Annotated in this window: 15 protein-coding genes; 11 read left to right on the plus strand and 4 right to left on the minus strand. The window is 64.3% G+C overall.

The genetic code is table 11. From position 1 onward, the window contains the following. Positions 1–63 precede the first annotated feature (63 nt). Positions 64–1,671 (plus strand): WS/DGAT/MGAT family O-acyltransferase, encoded by a 1,608-nt coding sequence (locus AWB82_RS28205; protein WP_086972620.1) that lies wholly within the window; start codon positions 64–66, stop codon positions 1,669–1,671. A gap of 97 nt (positions 1,672–1,768) precedes the next feature. Here AWB82_RS28205 and AWB82_RS28210 read toward each other — a convergent pair whose 3' ends face one another. Next, positions 1,769–2,911 (minus strand): formylglycine-generating enzyme family protein, encoded by a 1,143-nt coding sequence (locus tag AWB82_RS28210; protein WP_086972621.1) that lies wholly within the window; start codon positions 2,909–2,911, stop codon positions 1,769–1,771. Positions 2,912–3,299: 388 nt separating this feature from the next. Between AWB82_RS28210 and AWB82_RS28215 the strand changes: the two genes are divergently transcribed. Next, positions 3,300–4,652, plus strand: a complete 1,353-nt coding sequence (locus AWB82_RS28215) for an MFS transporter (protein ID WP_086972622.1) — start codon at positions 3,300–3,302, stop codon at positions 4,650–4,652. A gap of 57 nt (positions 4,653–4,709) precedes the next feature. Here the strand turns inward: AWB82_RS28215 and AWB82_RS28220 are convergent, their stop codons facing one another. Then, positions 4,710–6,512: an acyl-CoA dehydrogenase gene (locus tag AWB82_RS28220; RefSeq protein WP_086972623.1), complete on the minus strand. Its 1,803-nt coding sequence runs from the start codon at positions 6,510–6,512 to the stop codon at positions 4,710–4,712. A gap of 212 nt (positions 6,513–6,724) precedes the next feature. Between AWB82_RS28220 and AWB82_RS28225 the strand changes: the two genes are divergently transcribed. Then, positions 6,725–7,411 carry a TetR/AcrR family transcriptional regulator gene (locus AWB82_RS28225; RefSeq protein ID WP_086972624.1) on the plus strand — a complete coding sequence of 229 codons (687 nt, stop codon included), beginning with the start codon at positions 6,725–6,727 and terminating at the stop codon, positions 7,409–7,411. A gap of 26 nt (positions 7,412–7,437) precedes the next feature. Here AWB82_RS28225 and AWB82_RS28230 read toward each other — a convergent pair whose 3' ends face one another. After that, a complete protein-coding gene (locus AWB82_RS28230; protein WP_086972625.1) occupies positions 7,438–8,340 on the minus strand; it encodes an SDR family oxidoreductase in 903 nt (300 codons plus the stop codon). 201 nt (positions 8,341–8,541) lie between these two features. Here AWB82_RS28230 and AWB82_RS28235 point away from each other — a divergent pair, with 201 nt between their 5' ends. The 6 genes from AWB82_RS28235 to AWB82_RS28260 are packed head-to-tail and all read left to right on the plus strand — an operon-like array spanning position 8,542 to position 17,680. Beyond that, on the plus strand, positions 8,542–10,623 hold the full coding sequence (locus AWB82_RS28235) for a 3-hydroxyacyl-CoA dehydrogenase NAD-binding domain-containing protein (protein ID WP_086972626.1): 2,082 nt from the start codon (positions 8,542–8,544) through the stop codon (positions 10,621–10,623). Between the two features lie 51 nt (positions 10,624–10,674). After that, complete coding sequence (locus AWB82_RS28240; protein WP_086972627.1) at positions 10,675–11,853, plus strand: acetyl-CoA C-acyltransferase; 1,179 nt, start codon at positions 10,675–10,677, stop codon at positions 11,851–11,853. Between the two features lie 13 nt (positions 11,854–11,866). Then, complete coding sequence (locus AWB82_RS28245) at positions 11,867–13,720, plus strand: acyl-CoA dehydrogenase (protein ID WP_086972650.1); 1,854 nt, start codon at positions 11,867–11,869, stop codon at positions 13,718–13,720. Positions 13,721–13,765: 45 nt separating this feature from the next. Continuing rightward, positions 13,766–14,557: an SDR family oxidoreductase gene (locus AWB82_RS28250; protein ID WP_086972651.1), complete on the plus strand. Its 792-nt coding sequence runs from the start codon at positions 13,766–13,768 to the stop codon at positions 14,555–14,557. Positions 14,558–14,591: 34 nt separating this feature from the next. Next, entirely contained in the window at positions 14,592–16,142 is a 1,551-nt protein-coding gene (locus AWB82_RS28255) for a DUF1254 domain-containing protein (protein WP_086972628.1), read from the plus strand. Positions 16,143–16,198: 56 nt separating this feature from the next. Continuing rightward, complete coding sequence (locus AWB82_RS28260) at positions 16,199–17,680, plus strand: DUF1254 domain-containing protein (protein WP_086972629.1); 1,482 nt, start codon at positions 16,199–16,201, stop codon at positions 17,678–17,680. 19 nt (positions 17,681–17,699) lie between these two features. Here AWB82_RS28260 and AWB82_RS28265 read toward each other — a convergent pair whose 3' ends face one another. After that, the gene (locus AWB82_RS28265) at positions 17,700–20,321 is read right to left on the minus strand and encodes a LuxR C-terminal-related transcriptional regulator (RefSeq protein WP_235023475.1); all 2,622 of its coding nucleotides are present in this window, start codon (positions 20,319–20,321) and stop codon (positions 17,700–17,702) included. 256 nt (positions 20,322–20,577) lie between these two features. Between AWB82_RS28265 and AWB82_RS28270 the strand changes: the two genes are divergently transcribed. Continuing rightward, positions 20,578–21,348 carry an enoyl-CoA hydratase/isomerase family protein gene (locus tag AWB82_RS28270; protein WP_086972631.1) on the plus strand — a complete coding sequence of 257 codons (771 nt, stop codon included), beginning with the start codon at positions 20,578–20,580 and terminating at the stop codon, positions 21,346–21,348. A 47-nt stretch (positions 21,349–21,395) separates the two neighbouring features. Beyond that, on the plus strand, positions 21,396–22,637 hold the full coding sequence (locus tag AWB82_RS28275; RefSeq protein ID WP_086972632.1) for a thiolase family protein: 1,242 nt from the start codon (positions 21,396–21,398) through the stop codon (positions 22,635–22,637). Positions 22,638–22,660 lie beyond the last annotated feature (23 nt).

The following is a 22,660-nucleotide window of genomic DNA, read 5'->3' on the forward strand; positions in this document are numbered from 1 at the left end:
TCGAACCGGGCCGCGGCTTGCCTTCGGCTCCCAAACCACACGAAATTTGATGGAGACACAGTGATGGACCATCTGAGCAGCACGGATGCTTCCTATCTGCATTTGGAAACACCCGAGACCCCGACACATATCGGCAGTCTCATGCTCTTCGAGCTCCCGGACGGCTATGGGGGCGATTTTTACGAGGACGTGAAGGGGTTGCTGGCGAAGCGCCTGCACTTGTGCAGCGTGTTTCACCGCAAGCTGGCGCAGATGCCGTTCGAACTGGCCGATCCGATCTGGGTCGAGGACGAGGATATCGACATCGACTATCACGTTCGCAGTCTCACATTGCGTCGGCCGGGAACGACGGCGCAACTCGAACAGCTCGTCGCCCGACTGCATTCGTCGCTGCTCGATCGCAGCCGGCCATTGTGGGAAGCCTATGTGATCGACGGACTTGAGAACGGTCAGATCGCGTACTACACGAAAGTGCATCACAGCACGATAGACGGCAAGGCAGCAGTGGAAATGGGCAAGGTGCTCTATGACGTGTCGCCCGTGATCCGGGAAGTGCCGCCGGCGCGCCGGACGCGTCGCAGTCACCCGTATCAGCTTGGCGTCGTCGAGTTGTTGCAGGCGGCCGCCTCGAATAGCACCAAGATGTACAGCGAGATCGGCGCGCTGTTGCCGACGGCGCTCAAGGCGCTCGGCACCGCAGGCCACGTGATCGCATCGCGCAAGCTCACCGAAGGCAAGCGCAGTCTCGACCTCGGCCTCGCGCCGAAGACCATCTTCAATGCGTCGATCACCAATCAGCGATCGTTCACCACCCTGTCCTTGCCGTTCGAAGAAATGAAAACGCTCAGCAAGCGCGTAGGCGGCACGGTGAACACGCTGGTGATGGCGATGTGCAGCGGCGCGTTGCGTCGCTTTCTGGCGGAGCGCAACCTGCTGCCCGATGGATCGCTGATCGCGATGGTGCCGGTCAGCTTGCGCGGCGACGACGACAATTCGATGAACAATCAGGTCTCCGCCGTTCGCGTGGATCTTGCGACTGACATTCCGGACCTGGCCGCGCGCTTCAAGGCGATTCACGCGTCATCCGAGTCGGCCAAGGCGATGGTGCGCGAGCTCAAGCCGGTGCTCGGCGCTCAGGTTCCGGTCTTCGGCGCGCCGTGGCTGATGACGGGAATGGCGTCGTTGTTCGGACGAACCGACTTGCAGAGCCGCATGCCGGCCGTTGCCAATGTGCTGATCTCCAACGTGCCCGGATTGCCGACATCGCTCTATATGGCCGGCGCGCGCATGGTTCACTACTATCCGGTGGCGATTCCTTATCACAGCCTTGCCGTCAACATCACCGTGCAAAGCTATGCCGGGTCGATGGAGTTCGGCATCACCGCGTGCAGGCATGTGCTGTCGCAGGAAGAGTCACAGGAACTCATCGGGCATCTGGTGCGTGAACTCGAAGCGATCCGGCGACTGAAGAGCGCGGAGCCGGATGTCGCCACGGACGAGCCAGCCGAGCGAGCCGAGGCAGCCGAGGCAGCCGAGGCAGCCGAGGCAGCCGAGGCACAGGAACCGCCGCAGCGCCCGGACGAAACGTCCGCGCAACGTGCGCCGGTCGCCCGGCGGTCAACGAGTCGCAAGCGCGCGGCGACCAAGCCTGACACTGAGACGCCGCAATAACGCAGGCAATGACGATCGTGCGTGCCAGTCGGGGCGCACGACGCGCGGCGTGCCGGACATCCCGCCGCGCCACGGCGTCGGGATGCATCGGCGGGATTTATCGGCTTGCCTGAAGGTCGCGCGCTTCGCGCTTCCATTCGCTTTCATCCATCGCGAGACGGAAGCCGAGATGCGACATGCCGTTCATGGGATCGGTGCCGCGTCGCGCACTGACCCGATAGCTCATGCAATAGGATTCGCTGCAAAGAAACGAGCCGCCCCGCGTCACGCGTTCGGGCGCATAGGCCGTCGGGCCGTTGTCCGGATCGTAGCTGTCCGAAGGACCGGCCGGATTCTTCACGAGTTGCCCGCGTCCGGCTGCGACACGGAATGCGTCGGCGCGATACCAGTCGGCAACCCATTGCCAGACGTTGCCGGCCATGTCGTAGAGGCCATACCCGTTCGGCGCGAAACTGCCCACTGGCGACGTCCCGACCTGCACTTTTTCGTGGGCGACCTGATCGGTCACGGGAAAGGGGCGGGCGCCGTCGTCCCACGTGTTGGCCATCTTCTTGCCGCCGGGCGCGAATTCCGCGCCCCAGGCGTAGTCGGCCTGCTCCAGTCCGCCTCTTGCCGCGTATTCCCATTCCGCTTCGGTGGGCAATCGCTTGTGCGCCCACCGCGCATACGCGAGCGCATCGTCGTAGGAAACCTGCACGACCGGATGATTCTCCTTGCCCGCGATATCGCTGTCCGGGCCGGTCGGATGCCGCCAGTTCGCGCCGGGCACGAACTTCCACCAGCGCGAGTAATCGTTCAGCGGAACCGGTGCATCCGTTCCGGTGAAGACCATCGCGCCCGGCACCAGCACGTCGTCGGGCGGCGGTGGCGTGCCGGGCGGCAATTGCACTTGCAGATCCTCCCAGCGGGGTTTTCTTTCCGCCGTGCTCACGTAGCCGGTGGCGGCGACGAACCGCGCGAAATCGGCGTTGGTGACGTCGTGCCGGTCGATCCAGTAGCCGCCCAGCCTGACCTTGTGCGCGGGCCCTTCGTTGGGCTGCGCGTGGCGGTACTCGCTGCCCATCATGAAGTCATCGCCGGCGATCCACACCATGTCGGCAGGACCGATGCGGCCGTCGCCGACCGTCAGCGCAGCCGGGCTTCGATGAATGTATTGCCAGCCCGCGAATGCGGAGCCAGTCAGCGTGACAGCGAGTGCCACCGCGCCAGCGAGGCGCTTTTGTCGAGTCGAAATCTTCATGATGAACCTTGGTGCGGAAAGGGCTTCGGCGTTCACCCGAACGCCGGCGCGAACCTGTCTGCGTCAATGCGGAGTTTGACGTGGCGATACTTCATCGGCACCTCAGGTTAGCGCTGCAAACGGGCGTTATGCGGATCGTCTTGCGCCGAGATTAGCAGGCTCCGTCTATCGCCGTGCCCCCTCGAAACTAGGGGGCACGATGCGGCGGCCGAAATCCGGAAACGCGTCATCTTCGAATCGGCGAGCGCTTGAAAAGATGCTTTGCGCTCAAGCACTTGCCGGTCTTCGGCCGGCGCGCTCAATCCGGAACGAGTACCGGCCGAACCTCAATACCATGAGCTTCCCAAGATGCAGCCGGAACACGCCGGCAAACAACAGGAGGAACCCTATGAAACAGTTGGACGAACCGGTTTCGATGTCATGCGCGGATGTCGTGCCGGAAGAGAATATTGCGTATCGCAAGGTCATCGGACGCCTGATGCCTTTTCTTCTCATCGCGTTCATGGTCAACGCGATCGACCGGGTGAACATCTCGTTCGCCAAGCTGAGCATGGCGCACGACATCGCGTTGAGCGACGCCGCCTATGGATTCGGCGCGGGCGTGTTCTATCTCGGGTACGTGCTGTTCGAGGTACCGAGCAATCTCTATTTTCAACGTGTGGGCGCTCGCGCCACGCTGACGCGCATCATGATCCTGTGGGGCGCCGTCACGATCCTGACCGCGTTCGTTAATAGCGCGAACCAGCTCATCGCGATGCGCTTTCTGCTGGGCGTCGCGGAAGCGGGATTCCTCTCCGGCGTGATCCTTTACCTGAGCTATTGGTTTCCGTCCGCGCTGCGTGGGCGGATCACCGCGGCGTTCCTGATGGCGGGCGTGGTCGCGGGTATCGTCAGCGGACCGTTTGCGGGCTGGATCATGACGCATTTCGGGCACGACGCGCGGCTGCGCGACTGGCAGGCGCTGTTCATCATCGAAGGCATTCCCGCCGTCGTGATGGGCGCCATCGCGTGGTTCTGGCTCGCCGACCGCCCCGCGAATGCAAGCTGGCTGAGCGCCGCGCAAAAGCAGACGATCGTGGCCGCGCTGGCCGCGGAACACGATCAATCCGTGCAACAGGAATCGCTCATGAAAGTGCTTCGCAACCCGTTCATCTATCTGATGGGGCTCGTGTACTTTTGCATCTACGGCGGATCGAATACGGTTTCCTACTGGATGCCGACGTTGATCCGCGGCATGGGCGTGGAGGACCTGAAGTCGATCGGCATCATCTCCAGCCTGCCTTATATCTGCGCGCTGGGCGGCATGTATCTGCTCGGGCGCAGTTCGGATCGCCGCCAGGAAAGGCGCTGGCATCTCGCCGCGACGATGTGCGTCGGCGCGGGCTGCTTTCTCGCGCTGGGCTTCGTGCGCGGCGACCTGTCGTTGTCCATTCTGTTCATGAGCGTCGGCTGTGCCGCCGCGCTGTCCGCGATCTCGCTGTTCTGGACGATTCCGCCTGCATTGCTCGGACCGGCCAGCGCGGCGGGCGGCATCGCGTTGATCAGCAGCATCGGCACGACTGCGGGTATCGTCAGTCCGATGGCGATCGGCGCCATTCGGTCCGCGACGGGAAGCCTGTACACCGCGTTCGACGTGATGGCGGTCGCGTTGATCGGCGGCGCGCTGGTGCTGCTGATCACGGTTCGCCGGCCGCGCACGGAGCCGCACGAAATCGCGAAGCCGGAAATCGGAAGAGCGTAATGCCGCGCGCGGGCGGGAGCGATCGAAAGGATCGCCCGCGCCCGCGCGTGTTCGATTTCAGAAGCCCTCTTCCGCCAGTCCGAGCACGCCTTCGCCGTGTCTTGCGCTGACGATGGCCGCTTCGAACGCGGCGGCTTGCGGCAGGATGTGCGTCGCGAAAAAATGCGCCATCGCCATCTTCGCGCCGTAGAACGACGGATCACTCGTTTCGCGATCCGCTGCGACGAGCAACGCGCGGGCCATTTGCCAGCCGCACAACACGATTCCCGACAGTTTCAGGTACGGCACGCCGCCCGCGAACGTGGCGTTCGGATCGGATCTGAAGTGGCCGAGGATGAACTCGATCGCGCTTTCCATCGCCGTGCGGCCCGCGGCGAGATGAAGGTGCATGGCACCGAACGCCGGGTTTCTGCGGAATGCGGCATGGGCATGCAACTCGGCGAGCGTTCGATCGACGCCAGCCAGCATGGACCGCGCCATTTCGCCGCCATCGCGCACGGTTTTGCGGCCGATCAGGTCGTTGGCCTGGATCGCCGTCGTTCCTTCATAGATCGGCAGAATGCGGGCGTCGCGATAATACTGCGCCGCGCCGGTTTCCTCGATGAAACCCATCCCGCCGTGCACCTGAACACCGAGGCTTGCAACTTCCACCGCGAGTTCCGTGCTCCAGCCCTTCACGATCGGCACGAGATATTCGTAAATCGAGCGATGCCGGGCGCGCTCACTCTGATCGGAATGCCGGTGCGCCAGATCGTCGTGCGACGCGGCGACATAAGCGAGCGCACGCGCGCTTTCGGTGAGCGAGCGCATGGTGGCGAGCATGCGCTTCACATCCGGATGACGAATGATGGGCACGGGCTGATCCGACGAGCCGTCGACGGCGCGGCCTTGCACGCGCTCCTTCGCGTAGGCGGCGGCCTTCTGGTACGCGCGCTCGGCAATCGCGATCCCTTGCAGACCGACCGCGAAGCGCGCCGCGTTCATCATCACGAACATGTATTCGAGGCCCCGGTGCGGCTCGCCGACCAGATAGCCGGTCGCGCCGCCGTCGTCGCCGAACTGGAGCGTTGCGGTCGGGCTCGCCTTGAGACCGAGCTTGTGTTCGATCGATAGACATCGCACGTCGTTGCGCGCGCCGAGCGAGCCGTCTTCGCTGACGAGAAACTTCGGCACGATAAAAAGCGATATGCCTTTCACGCCTTCGGGCGCATTCGGCAGGCGCGCGAGCACGAGGTGAACGATGTTGTCCGCCATATCGTGTTCGCCCCAGGAGATGAAGATCTTCGTGCCGAACACGCGGTACGTGCCGTCGTCATGCGGCTGGGCGCGTGCACGCAACATCGAGAGATCGGAGCCTGCTTGCGGCTCGGTCAGATTCATCGTGCCGGTCCATTCGCCCGCGATCAGCTTCGGCAAATAGCGCCGTTTCTGGTCGTCCGAGCCGGCCAGCAGGATCGCTTCGATAGCGCCGTCGGTGAGCGACGGACACGTGGCGAACGAGAGATTGGCGGCCTTCACCATTTCGAGGCAAGGCGCGGCGATCAGCTTCGGCAGGCCCTGTCCGCCGTATTCGGACGGATGCATCAGACCTTGCCATCCGCCTTCGACAAACTGCCGGAATGCCTTTTTGAAGCCGGGACTGGCCGTGACCTCGCCGTCGTTCCATACGGCCGGGTTTCGGTCGCCCGTGACGTTCAGGGGCGCGAGCACATCGCCGCAGAACTTCGCTCCTTCTTCGAGGATCGTCCGGGCGGTATCGAAGGTCGCGTCCGCGCAGCCAGGAAGCGTTGAGATTTGCTCAAGTCCGGCAAGCTCGGTCATCACGAACATCATGTCCTTGACGGGCGTGTTGTAACTCATGGTGCTCCCTGAAATGTTGGATGTCGTTCGGACGCTAAAGCCGTCCAATGCCGCCCGATGCCGGCCGATGACGATGGTCGTCGAAACCGCACTATCTGCCGCCCCTCGTCATGAGGGGGCGCGTCGAATCGCGCGTGTCCTTATAGTGCGGACGAGCGACGCTGCGCGCACGGCGAACGGGCGCGCACATTCCGGCACTGGAGGAGCAGGTTATGGTCAGGTCAAAGCGCAGCGCGGCGTCGAGCGAAGGCGGCTGCGTCATCCATGTCGAAAGACCCGGCGAATTGCGCAAGGCGCCACGGCAGGCGCGCTCGGTCGCGCTCGTTGCCGCGTTGAAGGAGACGGGTCTCCGAATTCTCGAAGAAGAAGGCCGCGAGGCGCTCACGGCGCTGCGCGTGGCGATGGACGCGGGCGTCGCGATCAGCTCGCTCTATGAGTACTTCCCGACTATGGAGGCGCTGATCGCGGCGGTCTTCGACGACTATCGCGCGCAGTCGCGCGAAGCGTTGCTCGCCGGAATCGCCGCGCTGCCGGAATCGGCGACGCTCTTCGACGGCATTCTCTTGACGTTGACGCTGGGCATCTCCGTGCATCGCAAGAAGATGCTGCTCGATCCGGCGTTCAACGTTCGCTCGACGCATTACGACGAACTCGTCCGGCTCGATCTGGTCAAGGCGCGCGAGATCTGGCATGCCGGCGCGACGCCCGCGCTGATGGCGCGCTTCGATGCGGAGATTCGCGTCCGTGACCTGGAATTGGCGCAGTTTCTCGTGTTCCAGACGCTCCTGGCGTTGCCCCGCGCGATGGTGCTGGAACGTCCGGCGTATCTTTCGTCGCCGGACACGCCGTATCTGCTGGCCCGGATGATTCACGCGCTGCTGACGACCGAAACGCGCTGATCGATCGAGGTCGCTCGGACGTTTTGTCAACCGCGTACCGCGCGGGCGAGGTTGCGCCTCAACTCCGGATGGCCCGCAAACGGGTCGCCGGGATTGCGTCGCGCGAGCAACTGCTCGAAGCGCTGCTTCACCGGGTCCATTGCTTCGGGATGCGAATAAATATAGAAGTCGCCTTCACGCACGGCCTGATAGGTCTGTTGCGCGATCTCGTCGGCGCTGATCCGCGCGGACGTGACGGCCTTGTCGGACATCGCCTGGGCGACCTGTTGCGAGCGCGTCGGCGTCTGCGCGTTCGCGAGCGATGCGGGCCGGTTCCGACGCGACTGATTGAAGCCGGTCGGCACGAAGTACGGGCACAGCACGGAGCAATGCACCTGATCGGTGACGAGACCGAGGTCGTGATAGAGCGTTTCGCTGAGCGAGACGACCGCATGTTTCGACACGTTGTAGACGCCCATCGTCGGCGCGTTGACGAGCCCCGACATCGATGCCGTATTGACGATATGCGCTTCGTAAGCGGCATCCCGCGCCGCCGCGTCGAGCATCAACGGGGTGAAGATGCGCACGCCGTGAATCACGCTGTTCAGATTCACGCCCAGCACCCACTCCCAGTCTTTCTCGGTGTTCTCCCAGACGAACCCACCCGCGCCCACGCCTGCGTTGTTGAACAGCAGATTGACCGTGCCGAACGTGCTCATCGTGATGTCCGCGAGCGCTTGCACTTCGTGAGCCAGCGAAACATCCGTGCGCACGCCGATCACCTCCGTGCCGCGCGACTTGAGTTCCGATACGGTCGCGTCGAGCGCGTCCTGCTGAATGTCGGCGAGGACCAGCTTCATGCCGAGCGTGGCGCCATACGCGGCGAACGCCTTGCCAAAACCTGATGCAGCGCCGGTTATGACGGCGACCTTGTTCTCGAATTGCTTCATCGGATCGTCCTTCGGATGGTTGGCCGGGCAATGCGCGCCTGCCCGATGTGACCGCAGGATAGGACGCGTCGCGGCCGGGACGTCCCCCTCGTAACGAGGGGGAAAAGTCCTGCCCAAAAGATGTTTAACTTGCTCCATACCGCGAAGGGCAAGCTCGGATTGCCCGCGCCGACAACACTTCGAGACATCCAAGGAATCAGCATGACAGCGCAGTACCACGTCTGTGACGGAGTCGCCGTCATCACGCTCGACAATCCCCCCGTCAATGGCCTCGGCCACAGCACCCGAATCGCGGTCGTCGAAGGCATGACGCGCGCACTGGACAATTCGGCCGTCGGCGCAATCGTGCTGACCGGTTCGGGCAAGGCGTTTTCGGGCGGCGCGGACATCCGCGAATTCGGCACGCCGAAGGCGCTTCAGGAGCCGAGCCTGCATACGGTCATCGAGATTATCGAAGCGTCGGCAAAGCCGGTGATCGCCGCGATTCATGCCGTGGCGATGGGTGGCGGGCTCGAACTCGCGCTGGGTTGCCACTATCGGCTCGCGGTGAAGGGCACCCGGATCGCGTTGCCCGAAGTCAGCCTGGGACTCTTGCCGGGCGCGGGCGGGACGCAGCGCTTGCCGCGCGCGATCGGCCTCGAAGCGGCGCTGAACATGATCGTGTCGGGCAAAACCGTTCCCGCGGAACGACTCGCGGACACCCGCCTTTTCGATCAACTCGTCGATGCCGACGTGCTCGACGCTGCGATTCGTTTTGCCCGGCACATCGCGCACACGGCGGAAACGCATCCGAAGGTCCGCGACCTGCCGGTGCGCCACGCGAACGCCGAAGCGTATCTGGGTTTCGCGCGCGCGACGGTCGCGGCAAGCTCCGGACCGTTCCCCGCGCCGGTGCAATGCGTCGAGGCGGTCGCCGCGTCGCTCAAGCCTTTCGATCAGGGCCTTCGGGGAGAGCGTGACAGGTTCATGCAATTGCTCGGCACGTCCGAGGCGCGCGCGCTGCGGCATGCGTTTCTCGGAGAGCGCGCAGCGAGCAGGATCGCGGATGTGCCCGCTGGCACGCCGGTTCGCGAAGTCGCGAAGGTCGCGGTGATCGGCGCGGGCATGATGGGCGGCGGCATCGGCATGAATTTTCTGAACGCGGGCATTCCCGTGACCGTGCTCGAAACGAATGCTGACGCGCTCGAACGCGGCGTGGCCACGATCCGCCGCAACTACGAGAACTCGGCGAAGAAAGGCAAGCTCACGCAGGAAGCGGTCGAGGCGCGCATGAGTCTGTTGTCGACGACGCTTTCCTATCGCGACATTCAGGACGCGGATCTCGTGATCGAAGCCGTGTTCGAAGACCTGAGCGTGAAAGAGATCGTGTTCCGCACGCTGGATGAAGTGATGAAGCCCGGCGCGATTCTCGCGTCGAATACCTCGACGCTCGACCTGGACCGTGTGGCGTCGTTCACGCGTCGCGCACGGGACGTGGTCGGGCTGCACTTCTTCAGTCCCGCGAACGTGATGAAGCTGCTCGAAGTGGTGCGCGGCCGCGAGACGGCCCCCGACGTGCTCGCCACCGTAATGCAGCTCGCGAAGAAGATCGCCAAAGTGGCGGTCGTGTCGGGCGTGTGCGACGGCTTCATCGGCAATCGCATGCTGGAGCAATACAGCCGTCAAGCGGGCTTTCTGCTCGACGAAGGCGCGCTGCCGGAACAGGTGGATCGCGCTATCGAGAAGTTTGGCTTCGCGATGGGCCCGTTCCGCATGATCGACATGGCCGGCAACGACATCGCATGGGCGATTCGCAAGCGCCGCGCCGTGGAACGCCCCGACTTCAACTACTCGAAGGCCGGCGATCTGCTCTGCGAGATGGGCCGCTTCGGGCAGAAAGCGGGCGCCGGCTGGTACGACTACAAGGCAGGCGACCGCAAGGCTTATCCGAGCGCGGTCGTCGACGAAATGATCGTGCGGCATTCGAAGGACCTCGGCATCGCACGCCGCCCGATCAGCGATGAGGAGATCGTCGAACGACTGGTCTACGCGCTCGTCAACGAAGGCGCGCTGATTCTGGAAGAAGGCATCGCGTCGAAGGCGTCGGACATCGACATGGTCTATCTGAACGGGTACGGCTTTCCGAAGGCCCACGGCGGCCCGATGTTGTATGCCGATCAAGTCGGAATCCTGAACGTTGCACGGTCGATGCGGCGTTACGCGAAAGGCTATCAGGGACACGCCTGGCAGATCGCCTGCTCGCTACAGCAGCTTGCCGACGACGGAAAGGGCTTCAACGACTGAGGGCCGCGAATTCATCCGTGGCACATGAGCAGACTTCCAGGAACACAGACCATGACTGATGCAGTAATCGTATCGACGGCGCGCACCGGGCTCGCGAAGAGCTGGAAGGGCGCTTTCAACATGACGCATGGCGCGACGCTCGGCGGCCACGCGGTACAGCACGCGATCGCGCGCGCGGGCATCGACGCGGGCGAAGTCGAAGACCTCCTGATCGGCTGCGCGAATCCGGAGGGCGCGACCGGCGGCAACATCGCGCGGCAGATCGCCTTGCGCGCGGGCTGTCCGGCGAGCGTGCCGGGCGCGACCGTCAACCGCTTTTGCTCATCCGGACTTCAGACGATCGCGATGGCGGCTCAGCGCGTGATCGCCGGGGAAGGCGACATTTTCGTCGCGGGCGGCGTCGAGAGCATTTCGTGGACGCAGCGGCAGATGAACCAGACGTTCGCCTCGGACCCGTGGCTCGTCGAGCACAAGCCGGACATCTACTGGAGCATGCTGCAGACTGCCGAGCAGGTCGCGCGGCGCTACGCGATCTCGAAAGAGCGTCAGGACGAATACGGCGCGTGCAGTCAGCAGCGGGCGGCGGCGGCACAGGCCGCAGGGCGCTTCGACGACGAGATCGTGCCGATGACCGTGCTCGCGGGCGTCACCGACAAGCGTTCCGGCGAGATCGTCACGCGCGAAGTGACGATCGCCGCCGACGAAGGCATTCGCGCCGACACCACGCTGGAGGGCGTCGCGAAGATCCGCACGGCGATCGAAGGCGGTGTGATTTCGGCCGGCAACGCTTCGCAGTTCTCGGATGGCGCGTCGGCCGCCGTGGTGATGAACGCGCGGACCGCGGCCGCCAAGGGATTGCAGCCGCTCGGCGTGTTCCGTGGCTTCGCGGTCGCCGGATGCGAGCCGGATGAAATGGGCATCGGCCCGGTGTTCGCGGTGCCGAAGCTGTTGAAGAAAGCCGGGCTGAAGGTCGAGGACATCGGTCTATGGGAGTTGAACGAAGCGTTCGCGGTGCAGGTGCTGTATTGCGCGGACCAGCTCGGCATTCCATTCGAGCGGCTGAACGTGAACGGCGGCGCGATCGCTGTGGGTCATCCGTTCGGCGTATCGGGTGCGCGTCTCGTCGGTCACGCGCTGATCGAAGGTAAGCGACGCGGCGTGAAGCACGTCGTCGTCACAATGTGCATCGGCGGCGGGCAGGGCGCGGCGGCCGTGTTCGACGTGCTTTGAGCGGATGCGCGACATGTCCCTGATCCTGTCCCGGCGCGACCTGAATTTTCTGCTGTACGAATGGCTGAACGTCGAGGCGATGACCGCCATGCCTCGCTATGCCGATCACTCGCGCGAGACCTTCGACGCCGCGCTCGACACTTGCGAGAAGATCGCGACCGATCTGTTCGCGACGCACAACAAGACAAGCGACCAGCACGAGCCGCACTTCGACGGCGAGACGGTTCACATCATCGGTGAGGTCAAAGCCGCGCTCGACGCGTTCTGTGCCGCGGGCCTGACGGCGGCGGCTCAGGACTACGAGTTCGGGGGCATGCAATTGCCGCTCGTCGTCGAGAAGGCGGGCTTTGCGTACTTCATGGCGGCGAATCCGGGCACGGCCGGCTATCCGTTCCTGACCATCGGCAATGCGAACCTGCTGCTCGCACATGGGACGCCCGCGCAGATCGACGCGTTCGTGCGTCCCGAGATGGAAGGCCGCTTCTTCGGCACGATGTGTTTGTCCGAACCGCAAGCCGGCTCGTCGCTCTCGGACATCGCGACACGCGCGGAGCACGAGAGCGAATCCGCCTTCGGCCAGCAGTACCGGTTGCGCGGCAACAAGATGTGGATCTCGGGCGGCGAACACGCGCTGTCGGAAAACATCGTGCATCTGGTGCTGGCGAAGATTCCCGGTCCGGACGGCAAGCTCACGCCGGGCGTCAAGGGCATTTCCCTCTTCATCGTGCCGAAGTTCCTCGTCAACGAGGATGGCTCGCTGGGCGAGCGCAACGACATCGCGCTCGCCGGCCTGAATCACAAGATGGGGCATCGAGGCACGACCAACTGTCTGCTGAACTTCGGCGAAGGCACGCGGTATCGGCCAGGCGGACGGGCGGGCGCGATCGGCTATCTGGTGGGCGAGCCGGGACAGGGCCTCGCGTGCATGTTCCACATGATGAACGAAGCGCGCATCGGTGTCGGCCTCGGGGCCGCGACGCTCGGCTACACCGGCTACCTGCATGCGCTCGACTATGCGCGCAACCGCCCGCAGGGGCGCGCGTCCGGTCCGGGCGGGAAAGACCCCGCCAGCGCCCAGGTCAAGCTCGTGGAACACGCGGATATTCGCCGCATGCTGCTTGCCCAGAAGAGTTACGCCGAAGGTGCGCTCGCATTGAATTTGCATTGCGCGAAGCTCGTCGACGAAACGCGCTCGGCGCATGACGAACATGCGCGCGAGCGTGCCGCGTTGCTCCTCGACATTCTTACGCCGATCGCAAAGAGCTGGCCGTCGCAATGGTGTCTGGAGGGCAACAGCCTCGCGATTCAGGTGCATGGCGGCTACGGCTACACGCGCGAGTACAACGTCGAGCAGTTCTACCGCGACAATCGCCTCAACGCGATTCACGAAGGCACGCACGGCATTCAGGGTCTCGATCTGCTCGGCCGCAAGGTGGTCATGAAGCAGGGCGCGGCGCTCGCGGCGCTCGACGAAGCAATGCACGTGACGGTGCTGCGGGCGCACGACAGCGCGGACTTGAAAGTGCGCGGCTACGCGGATGAATTGCGCCACGCGGCGTCCCGGCTCACGAGCGTGACACGACACATCTGGGCGACGGACGACAACACGCTCACGCTCGCCAACGCGTCGCTCTATCTCGAAGCTTTCGGTCATATCGTGCTCGCGTGGGTCTGGCTGGAACAGGCGATCGTGGCCGCGCGCGCGCTGTCGCGAACCGAAGGCGCGAACGACGAAGCCTTCTATCGCGGCAAGCTCGCGGCGGCAGGCTACTTCTTCCGCTGGGAACTGCCGCGCGTATTTCCACAATTCGATCTGCTCGCGTCGCTCGACCGCAGCGCGCTCGACATGCGCGACGCGTGGTTCTGATATCGCATCCGACTTACTCCGCAAGGATCAAAAACCGACATGGACATGACAAGCCGCACCGTATCGCAACTGTTCGACCTGAAGGGCAAAGTGGCCCTCGTAACGGGCGGCTCGCGCGGCCTCGGTCTTCAAATTGCCGAGGCGCTCGGCGAGCAGGGCGCGCGCGTCATGCTCTCTGCGCGCAAGGCGGGTGAACTGGAAGAAGCCGTGGCGCATCTGCGCGCACGCGGCATAGACGCGCAATGGATCGCCGCCGATGCAGCGAGCGACGCCGACATCGCGCGCCTTGCCGACGAAACGCTGGCGCGACTCGCACACGTGGACATCCTGGTGAACAACGCGGGCGCAGCCTGGGGCGCGCCTGCGGAAGATCATCCGGTCCAAGCGTGGGACAAGGTGATGAACCTGAACATCCGCGGGCTCTTTCTGCTGACGCAGCGAATCGGCAAGCTTTCGATGGTTCCGCGACGCGGCGGCCGCGTCATCAACGTGGCGTCGATCTCCGGTCTCGCCGGCAATGTGCCGGGCACGATGAAGACTGTCGCCTACAACACGTCCAAGGGCGCGGTGGTGAATTTCACACGCGCGCTCGCGAGCGAATGGGGCGAGTACGGGATCACGGTGAACGCGCTGGCGCCGGGATTCTTTCCGACGAAGATGACGCAAGGCTCGATCGAGCACTGGGGCGTCGAGCACATGTGCGATCGCATACCGCTGCGCCGTCTCGGCGACGACGAAGACCTGAAAGGCGCCGCGTTGTTGTTTGCGAGCGAGGCGGGCAAGCACATCACCGGGCAGATTCTCGCGGTCGATGGGGGCGTCAGCGCCATTGCGTAGGAAGGCTTCAAGTGGCCCTTAAAAGCGAATCATCATGCGTACACCTGAATATCGAATCGTTAAATCCATCTTCGCGTGCGCGCTGGGCGCATGCGTTGCCGCCTGTTCATCGACCGACGGCGCAGCGGGCGCGCAGGCACGCGCATCGGATACGGCGCGCTTCGAGGCGCTCGCGAGTCTGCCGTTCCCCGAAGGACATCCGACGGCGGAGACGGTCGCGACGCTCAACGATGAGCTTCTGTTCCAGCGCGCCACGCAGGTCTATCTGTGGGCGCTGCCGGCGGTGAATCTGTACGCGATGAAAGAAGGCTCGGAACGGGCTTTCGGCGCGGGCTACAGCGTGTTCCCGATATGGAAGCAGCGTCTGGACGCAAAGACCGTCGTGCCCACGCCCAATTCGGACGTGATCTATGCAATGGGCTATCTCGACCTGGGCAAAGACGGCCCGATGGTGATCGAGATTCCACCGAAGCAGCAGGGCATACTCAACGACTTCTGGCAACGTCCGATCGAGGGACCGACTATCGGCGCAAAGGCCTACGCGGGCGACATCGGCTTCGCTGGTCCGGACCACGGTCAGGGAGGCAAGTTTCTCGTGCTGCCGCCGGGCTATCGGGGCGACGTGCCGGATGGCTACCATGTCTACCGCTCGCGCACCAACAACGCGCTCGTTTTCTGGCGCGCCTTCTTTGCGGACCCGGCGAACCTGGCGCCGCCGGTCAGCCTGATCGAACAGACGCGGATCTATCCGTTGGGCAAGCCGCCCGGCGCCATGCGGTTTCCCAATGCGTCGGGCGTTCCGCTCAACCTGGTATTCCCGGCCGATGGCCGCTTCTTCGACATGCTGGCGCGCTTCGTCGACAGCGAGCCGCTCGACACGGCCGATGCCGACTGGCGCGGCATGATGGCGTCGATCGGCATAGTCAAGGGGCAGCCGTTCAAGCCGGACGCGCATGCGCGGGCCATTCTCGACGCAGCCGCGCGCACGGCGTTCAAGATGAGCCGTTCGATGATCTACGACGAACTGGCGAAACGGCCCGGCGGCCTGATCTACAGCGACCGGCAATATGTGACGCCGACCCGCAATTTCGTCACCGACTGGGAGTGGATGGACAAGGCCGGCCGTTTCCTGGACCTCGATGCCCGCAGCGCCGCCTACAGCATCATCTACGCGACGAGTCCCGCGATGGGTTCGGTCGTGCCCGGCCAGGGCGCGCGCTATCTGACCACGTTCAAGGACTCGGACGGACGCTTCCTGAGCGGGGCACGGAACTATCGTTTGCATTTGCCTGCGCATGTTCCCGCGGCGATCTTCTGGTCGGCCACGCTGTACGACACGCAAACCGCCTCGGGCCTCGATAACGGGCAGGTGCTGCCTTCCATCGGATTGCGTGACAAGCCGGAGGTCAACGCGGACGGTTCGATCGACCTGTTCTTCGGTCCCGATGCGCCGGCGGGCAAGGAGCGGAACTGGCGACGCACCGTTCCCGGCAAGGGCTTCTTCGTGATGCTGCGTCTGTATGGTCCGACCGGACCGCATTTCGATCAGAGCTGGAAACCCGGCGACGTCGAGAAAGCGGGTTGATTCGTCCGACCCCCAGGCACGAAGACCATCCGAAAATGCCACATCAAAGGACGAATATGCGACGTACCTCGACCTTGGCGACCTTGGCGACACTCGCCGTGTCGCTCGGATCGGCCCTGTTGTTCAGCGCACTCCAGCCCGCGGCGCACGCTCGGGCCGTCGAAGTCAGCGCGCCGCCACCCGGTCCCGATAGCAGCGTCCGCATTTCAACGGAGTACGCGCGGCTCGTGGCGCGGGATGCGTGGTTCTGGGCATGGCCGATGGTCAACGTTTTCAACCGCCGCCTCGCGTTCCAGCGCGCCCCCGAGCCCGGACTCTTCGGCGGCGTGATTCCGTTCGCGCCGCTCAACCGGCTGGCGATGTTGAGCGATTACATCGAGCCCGGACAACGCTGGGTCGCCTGCCCGAACCAGGACGTCGTGTACGGTGCGAGCATGCTCGCGCTCGATCTCAGTCCCGTCGTGATTCAGGTGCCCGACTTCGGCAAGCGCTTCTGGGTGTACCAGCTCGCCGACATCCGCACGGATAACTTCGCCGGGCTCGGCGCGATGTATGCGAGCAAGCCCGGTTTCTACATGGTCGTCGGTCCGAACTGGAAGGGGACGGTGCCGCGCGGCATCGTGAAGGTGTTGCGCGCCCCATCCGCCACGGCGTTCGTCGTGCCCCGCATCTTCCAGGAAGATACGCCGGAAGATAAAGCCGCGATCCAGCCGCTGATTCGGGACATCGATGTTTATCCGCTCGCCGAGTACGACGGCACGATGAAGCATCGCGACTGGCGCACGCTGCGCCGCTTTGCGCAACCCGCGCAGGCGGATGGCGGCGAGACGCGCTGGGTGCGTCCGGAGCAGTTCTTCGACCAGTTGCCGGCGGTGCTTGCCGATGCGCCGCCGCTACCGGGCGAGCAGTCGCGCTACGCGCAAGTGCTGGCCGTGACCGCCGCCGCGCGCAAGGACCCCGCGCTGAAACAGGCGATGATCGACGAGGCGCAAAAGGCGGACAAGGAACTGGTCGATCCGCTGCTGCAGTTCCGCAACTGGGGCGTGCCGCTGCCGCACGACTGGACGACTCTCGACAACGGCGCGCGCTTCGGCACCGACTACTTCATGCGCACGGCGGTCGCGAAATCGAACATTCTGGTCAACGCGCCGAACGAGACGCGCTACTACTATCAGGACCTGGATGCATCCGGCGTGCGCCTCGATGGAGACAAGCGTTACACCGTCACCTTCGAGAACGGGCAATTGCCGCCGACACGTGGTTTCTGGTCGCTGACGGTCTACGACGAACATCACTTTTTCGTGCCGAATACGCTCGACCGGTATTCGCTCGGCACGCGTAACAAGGCCCTCAAATACGGCAGCGACGGCTCGCTGACGCTTTACCTCCAGGCAGATTCGCCCGGCGCGGACAAGGAGAGCAACTGGTTGCCGGTGCCCAAGGGCGCGCCTTTCTCGCTGATGTTGCGCGACTATTGGCCGGACGCGCGCGCAGCTAACCGTAGCTGGACGCCTCCCGCGGTCGCCGGCGCGCAATGACGCAACGCGGCGCGGCCGCCTACTCGATCAGCTCATGCTTGCGCGCCCACACCATCGCGTCATAGCGGCTCGACACGCCGAGCTTCATGAAGATATTGCGCAAGTTCCACTTGACGGTTTCCAGCGTGATATTGAGCGTCAGCGCGATGCGCTTGTTCGACATCGCCTGCGCGACGAGTCCGAGGATTTCGACTTCACGCTGGGTTAGCACGGGCTGCAGCTTCGAGTTGCTCGACCGGCGCATGGGGCCGTCGGTGACTGCGGAATCGGGGAATTTGTCGATGATCTCGGTCGCGTGCTGAAGCGTGACGCCATCGAATTTCCGCTCGCGAACCATGCGTGCGAGCAGCTTGCCGGCGGGCGCGCCTTCATCGACGAAAGTACGCACGAGACCGAGACGATGCGCGGCTTCCACGGCGCGCACGAGACACACGAGCGCGTCATCCGTCTGTTTCAGGTCGGCGAAGATGATCGCGGATAACAGGTCGGCCAGCGCCGCGAGCCTGCCGCGGCCGAACGCCTCGGCGTGGCTGCGGGTTATCTGCAAGGCGCGCAATGCCTCCTCGGGCTGTTCGTCGCGCAGCAAGCGTGCCTTGGCCAGCGCCGCGAACGCGGGAATCTCCGCCTTGAATCCCTGTTCGGCGGGATGAGCCTGCGCGATTTCTTCCAGCGAAGCGAACGTCTCGCGCGCCTGCGTGCGATCGCCCTTCAGCAAGAGCACCTTCACCTGTTCCGCCAGCAGGTGCGTCACGGCGCGCACCTGACGCATGCTGCGCATATGCGCGATCTGTCGCTGCAGGAACGATAACGCCGCGTCCGGGCTCTCCTGCAAAAGGTCGAGCCGCGCCCGGCACAGCGACGCGCGGATCAGCATGTCGGGTCCCGACGACTGCAGCAAGCCGCGACGATTGGCGATCGTCTCGCGCGCGTCGTCGATACGGTCCAGCTCGTAGTAGGCGTCCGCCAGCACGCTCGCGCAAATGTTCGCGCTGATCGAATGCCGGCCGACCGACTGCACCGAACGCGTGAGCAGCGCCGAACCGACGCGCTCGGTTTCGCGCACATTACCTTCGAGGAGCGCCACGGAGATCCGCGTCGCCTGCGCGACGAGCGCCATGTCGTTGTCCTCGTCGGCGGGCGGAACGGGATGCGTGTCGAACAGACGTTTGGCTTCGGCATAACGGCCCGCGGCGGTGTAGGCCGAACACAGCGAGGCAAGCAGCATGTACTGCAGGAAAGGGTTTTCCAGCGACGCATCGCGATGCGGTTCGAGCAGTTCGATCATGCGCTGCGTGTCGTCGTGCTGGAATGCGATCGCGGCATGGATCAGCGGCAGGCTGCGCGCGACCTCGGGATGAATCGACTGCGCACCCGCTTCCAGCGCCACGAGCCACGCCTTGGCCTTGGCCGGGCGCGTGGTCAGCGCAACCGCCAGACACGCGATGAAGAGCAGCCGTGGATGCCTGAACAAGGTCTCTTCCGGAAGATGTTCGAGCAGATTGAGCGTCGGCCCCAGATACTCCAGGTTCCACGTGGCGGGCGCGGCGCGTTCGATCACCGACGCGGCGAATTCCACGTCTTCCGCCGCACTCGCATGGCGCACCGCTTCGGCGAGAAAGCCCTGATCGGCGAACCATCGGCTCGCGCGCCGATGTAGTTCGCGCACGCTTTCGGGTTCGCGGCGCGCGAGCCGGGTGGCAAGAAACTCTCCGAATAGCGGATGAAAGCGGAACCAGCTCAGCCGGTCGTCGGAATCGACGCGGATGATCAGCAGGTTTTCGTCCTCCATGCGCTTGAGGAGATCGGCGGCTTGCGCGTCTTCCGTGACGAAGCGGGCAAGCGGCGCATTGAAGCGCCGGAAGATCGACAGCGCTTCCGCGAATGCCGACAGATCCGCCGGCAAATGCGCCATGACTTCTTCGCTCAGATACGTTTGCAGATCGCTGGAGCGCCAGACCAGATCTTCGAGCACGGCGCGCGTCTCCGGGCGATTCTTCAGCATGATCACGATCAGCTGAATGCAGGATGGCCAGCCGCTCGTCAACTCGTGGATCAGCGCCAGTTCGTCGGCGTTCACCTTTCCCGGGCCGAGATTCTCATCGACGAATGCGCGCGTTTCGGCAAGGTCGAACGGCAGGCCCGCGCTGTCCACTTCGACGATCTGATCCATCATCCGCAGCCGGCTCAAGCCGAGCGGCGGCGTGACGCGCGACGCGATCACCAGATGAAGATTGCCCGGCCCCTGATCGAGCAGCTTCTGCATGAACTTGTGCGCAAGCGGCGCTTCGACGTGGTGATAGTCGTCGATGAGCAGATACAGATCCTTCGGCAAATCGACGGCGGCCTCGACGATTGCCGCCACCGACGCGTCGAGCGCGGCGGCGCTCGCATTTTCGAGCGGCAGATCCATTTCGACCGGCAGGCCCCCGCGCTGCATCGCGGCGAAGAGCGCGGTGCAGAAATCGACGTAGCCTTTGTCGTCGGCGGTGAGCGAGAGCCATGCGACTTCCGCGCCCGCCTTCAGGCACGCCTGACGCCACTGCGCGAGCAAGGTGGTCTTGCCATAGCCGGCGCTGCCCGTCACGAGCGCGAGCCGGCACTGTTGCATGCGCTGCAGTTGCGCGAGCAAGTCGGCGCGCATGACGTGCTTGGCGCCGATTCGCGGGGGCGAGAATCGGGTGGAAACCAGGTGTCTGGTGAAAGGCGTAGTCAAAGCGTCACCCAGTCGGTGCATTGCGGCGAATGAACCGCTGCGTGAGCAGTTCCCACCCTCAACCTTCCCTTATCCGCCGGCCAAAGTGCCCCCCTCACAACGAGGGGTGATTAATGAAGTCGCGGAACCTAACTTATCACAACCGCAACGTCTAGAAACGGCGTCGCCGATATCCGGAGGGGAGATGAGTTATTCGCACGCATTGGTGGGCTCGGTCGGCTGGCTGACGATGGATCGTCCGGCCGCCATGAATAGCCTGAATCGCGAGATGGCAACCGGCCTGACCGCGCAACTGAACGCCTGGCGCGACGACGACGCGATTCGGGTCGTCGTTCTGACTGGCAATGGACGCGCCTTCTGCGCGGGCGCCGATCTGATCGAGGCAGCCGAGGCGCCGCATCCCGAGAAGCGCGAGTTTCTCGAATTGATCGTCGAATTCTTCGATACCTTGCGCGCGTTTCCGAAGCCGGTGATCGCAGCGGTCAACGGCCTGGCGCTCGCGGGCGGCCTCGAAGTAGTGATGGCGTGCGACGTCGTGCTGGCCGCCGAATCCGCGCGGCTCGGCGACGCGCACTCGAACTTCGGTGTGTTTCCCGGCGCGGGCGGCGCGGCGATCCTGCCGCGCAAGGTGCCCGCGAACGTCGCGCGCTATCTGCTCTTCACGGGCGACGCCATGAGCGCCGCCGAACTGAAGGGCTACGGCCTCGTCAACGAAGTCCTCGCCGATGGAGAACTCAAGCCGCGCGCGCAGGCGCTGGCCGACAAATTCGCGAAGAAGAGCCCGCTCGTCCTGGCGCGCATGAAGCGCGTGGCGAACGAAGCGCCCGACAAGTCCGCCGCCGACGCGCTGCGTCATGAATTGCTCGAACTGCGCAATCACCAGCGTTCCTACGACATCCAGGAAGGGCTTCGGGCGTTCGCGGAGAAGCGCGAGCCGCAATTCAAGGGCTGTTGAGCGCAAGCGGGCGGCATCGGGATCAAAACGAACTTTACACATCGAATATGGAAAACATCTACATCGTCGGCGTCGGCATGACGCCGTTTGGACGGCACCTGGACAAGTCGGTCAAGCAGTTGACCGCGTGGGCAGTCGAAGACGCCCTGAAGGACGCGGGCTGCGATCGCGAGTGGATCGAGGCTGCTTACTTCGGCAACACGACGCAGGGCCACATGCAGGGCCAGCACATGATCCGTGGACAGGTCGCACTGATTCCGCTGGGCTTGGGCGGCATCCCGATTCATAACATCGAAAGTGCGTGCGCGTCGGCGAGCAGCGCGTTTCATCTCGCCGTGACGCAACTGCGCGCCGGCATGGCCGACGTAGTGCTGGCCGTGGGCGCGGAAAAAATGTACTCGCACGACAAGGCGCGCATGTTTTCCGTGTTCGATTCCGCGTGGGACGTCGAGACGGCCGAGGCGAACGCCGCGCAGATGGTCGAACTCGGCCGCGGCGTGACGGCGCCGGCGGGCACGACCTCCGAGAAGCCGTACAGCATTTTCATGGATGTCTACGCCGGCATCGGCAGGCAACTGATGGCGCGCCACGGCATCACGCAGCGCCAGTTCGCGGCGGTGTCCGCGAAGAACCACGGCCACTCGGTCCACAACGAACGCTCGCAATACCGCAAGCCGATGTCGATCGACGAAATCCTCGGCGCGCCGCCGATCACCTATCCGCTGACCCTGCCGATGTGCTCGCCGATCTCCGACGGCGCCGCGGCGGCGATCCTGTGCACGGAATCGGCGTTCAAGCGCTACGGCTTCGATCGCAATCGCGCGGTGCGCGTGCTCGCGACGATCGTGCGTTCGGCATCCCCGCGCGCCGGCGACGATCTCGCGAACCACATCACCATTCACGCCGCGAAACTCGCCTACGACGAAGCCGGTATCGGCCCGGAAGATATCGATGTCGCCGAGTTGCACGACGCATCGGCGATCGGCGAAATCGCGCTGTGCGAGAACCTCGGGCTGTGCAAGCCGGGCGAAAGCGGCGTGATGGCCGAGCGTGGCGACAGCGCGCTCGGCGGGCGTCTGCCGATCAACCCTTCCGGCGGCCTCGAATCGAAAGGCCATCCGATCGGCGCGACGGGACTCGGACAGATCTTCGAACTCGTCGAGCAGTTGCGCGGCGAATGCGGCCCGCGTCAGGTGGAAGGCGCGCGCTTCGCGATTCAGGGCAATGGCGGCGGGCTGTGGGGTGTCGAGGAAAGCATCGACCATATCGGCATCTTCGGACGCGCTTAAAAACAGACATCGAATCAAGGAAT

The sequence above is a fragment of the Caballeronia glebae genome (assembly GCF_001545035.1).
Classification (GTDB): domain Bacteria; phylum Pseudomonadota; class Gammaproteobacteria; order Burkholderiales; family Burkholderiaceae; genus Caballeronia; species Caballeronia glebae.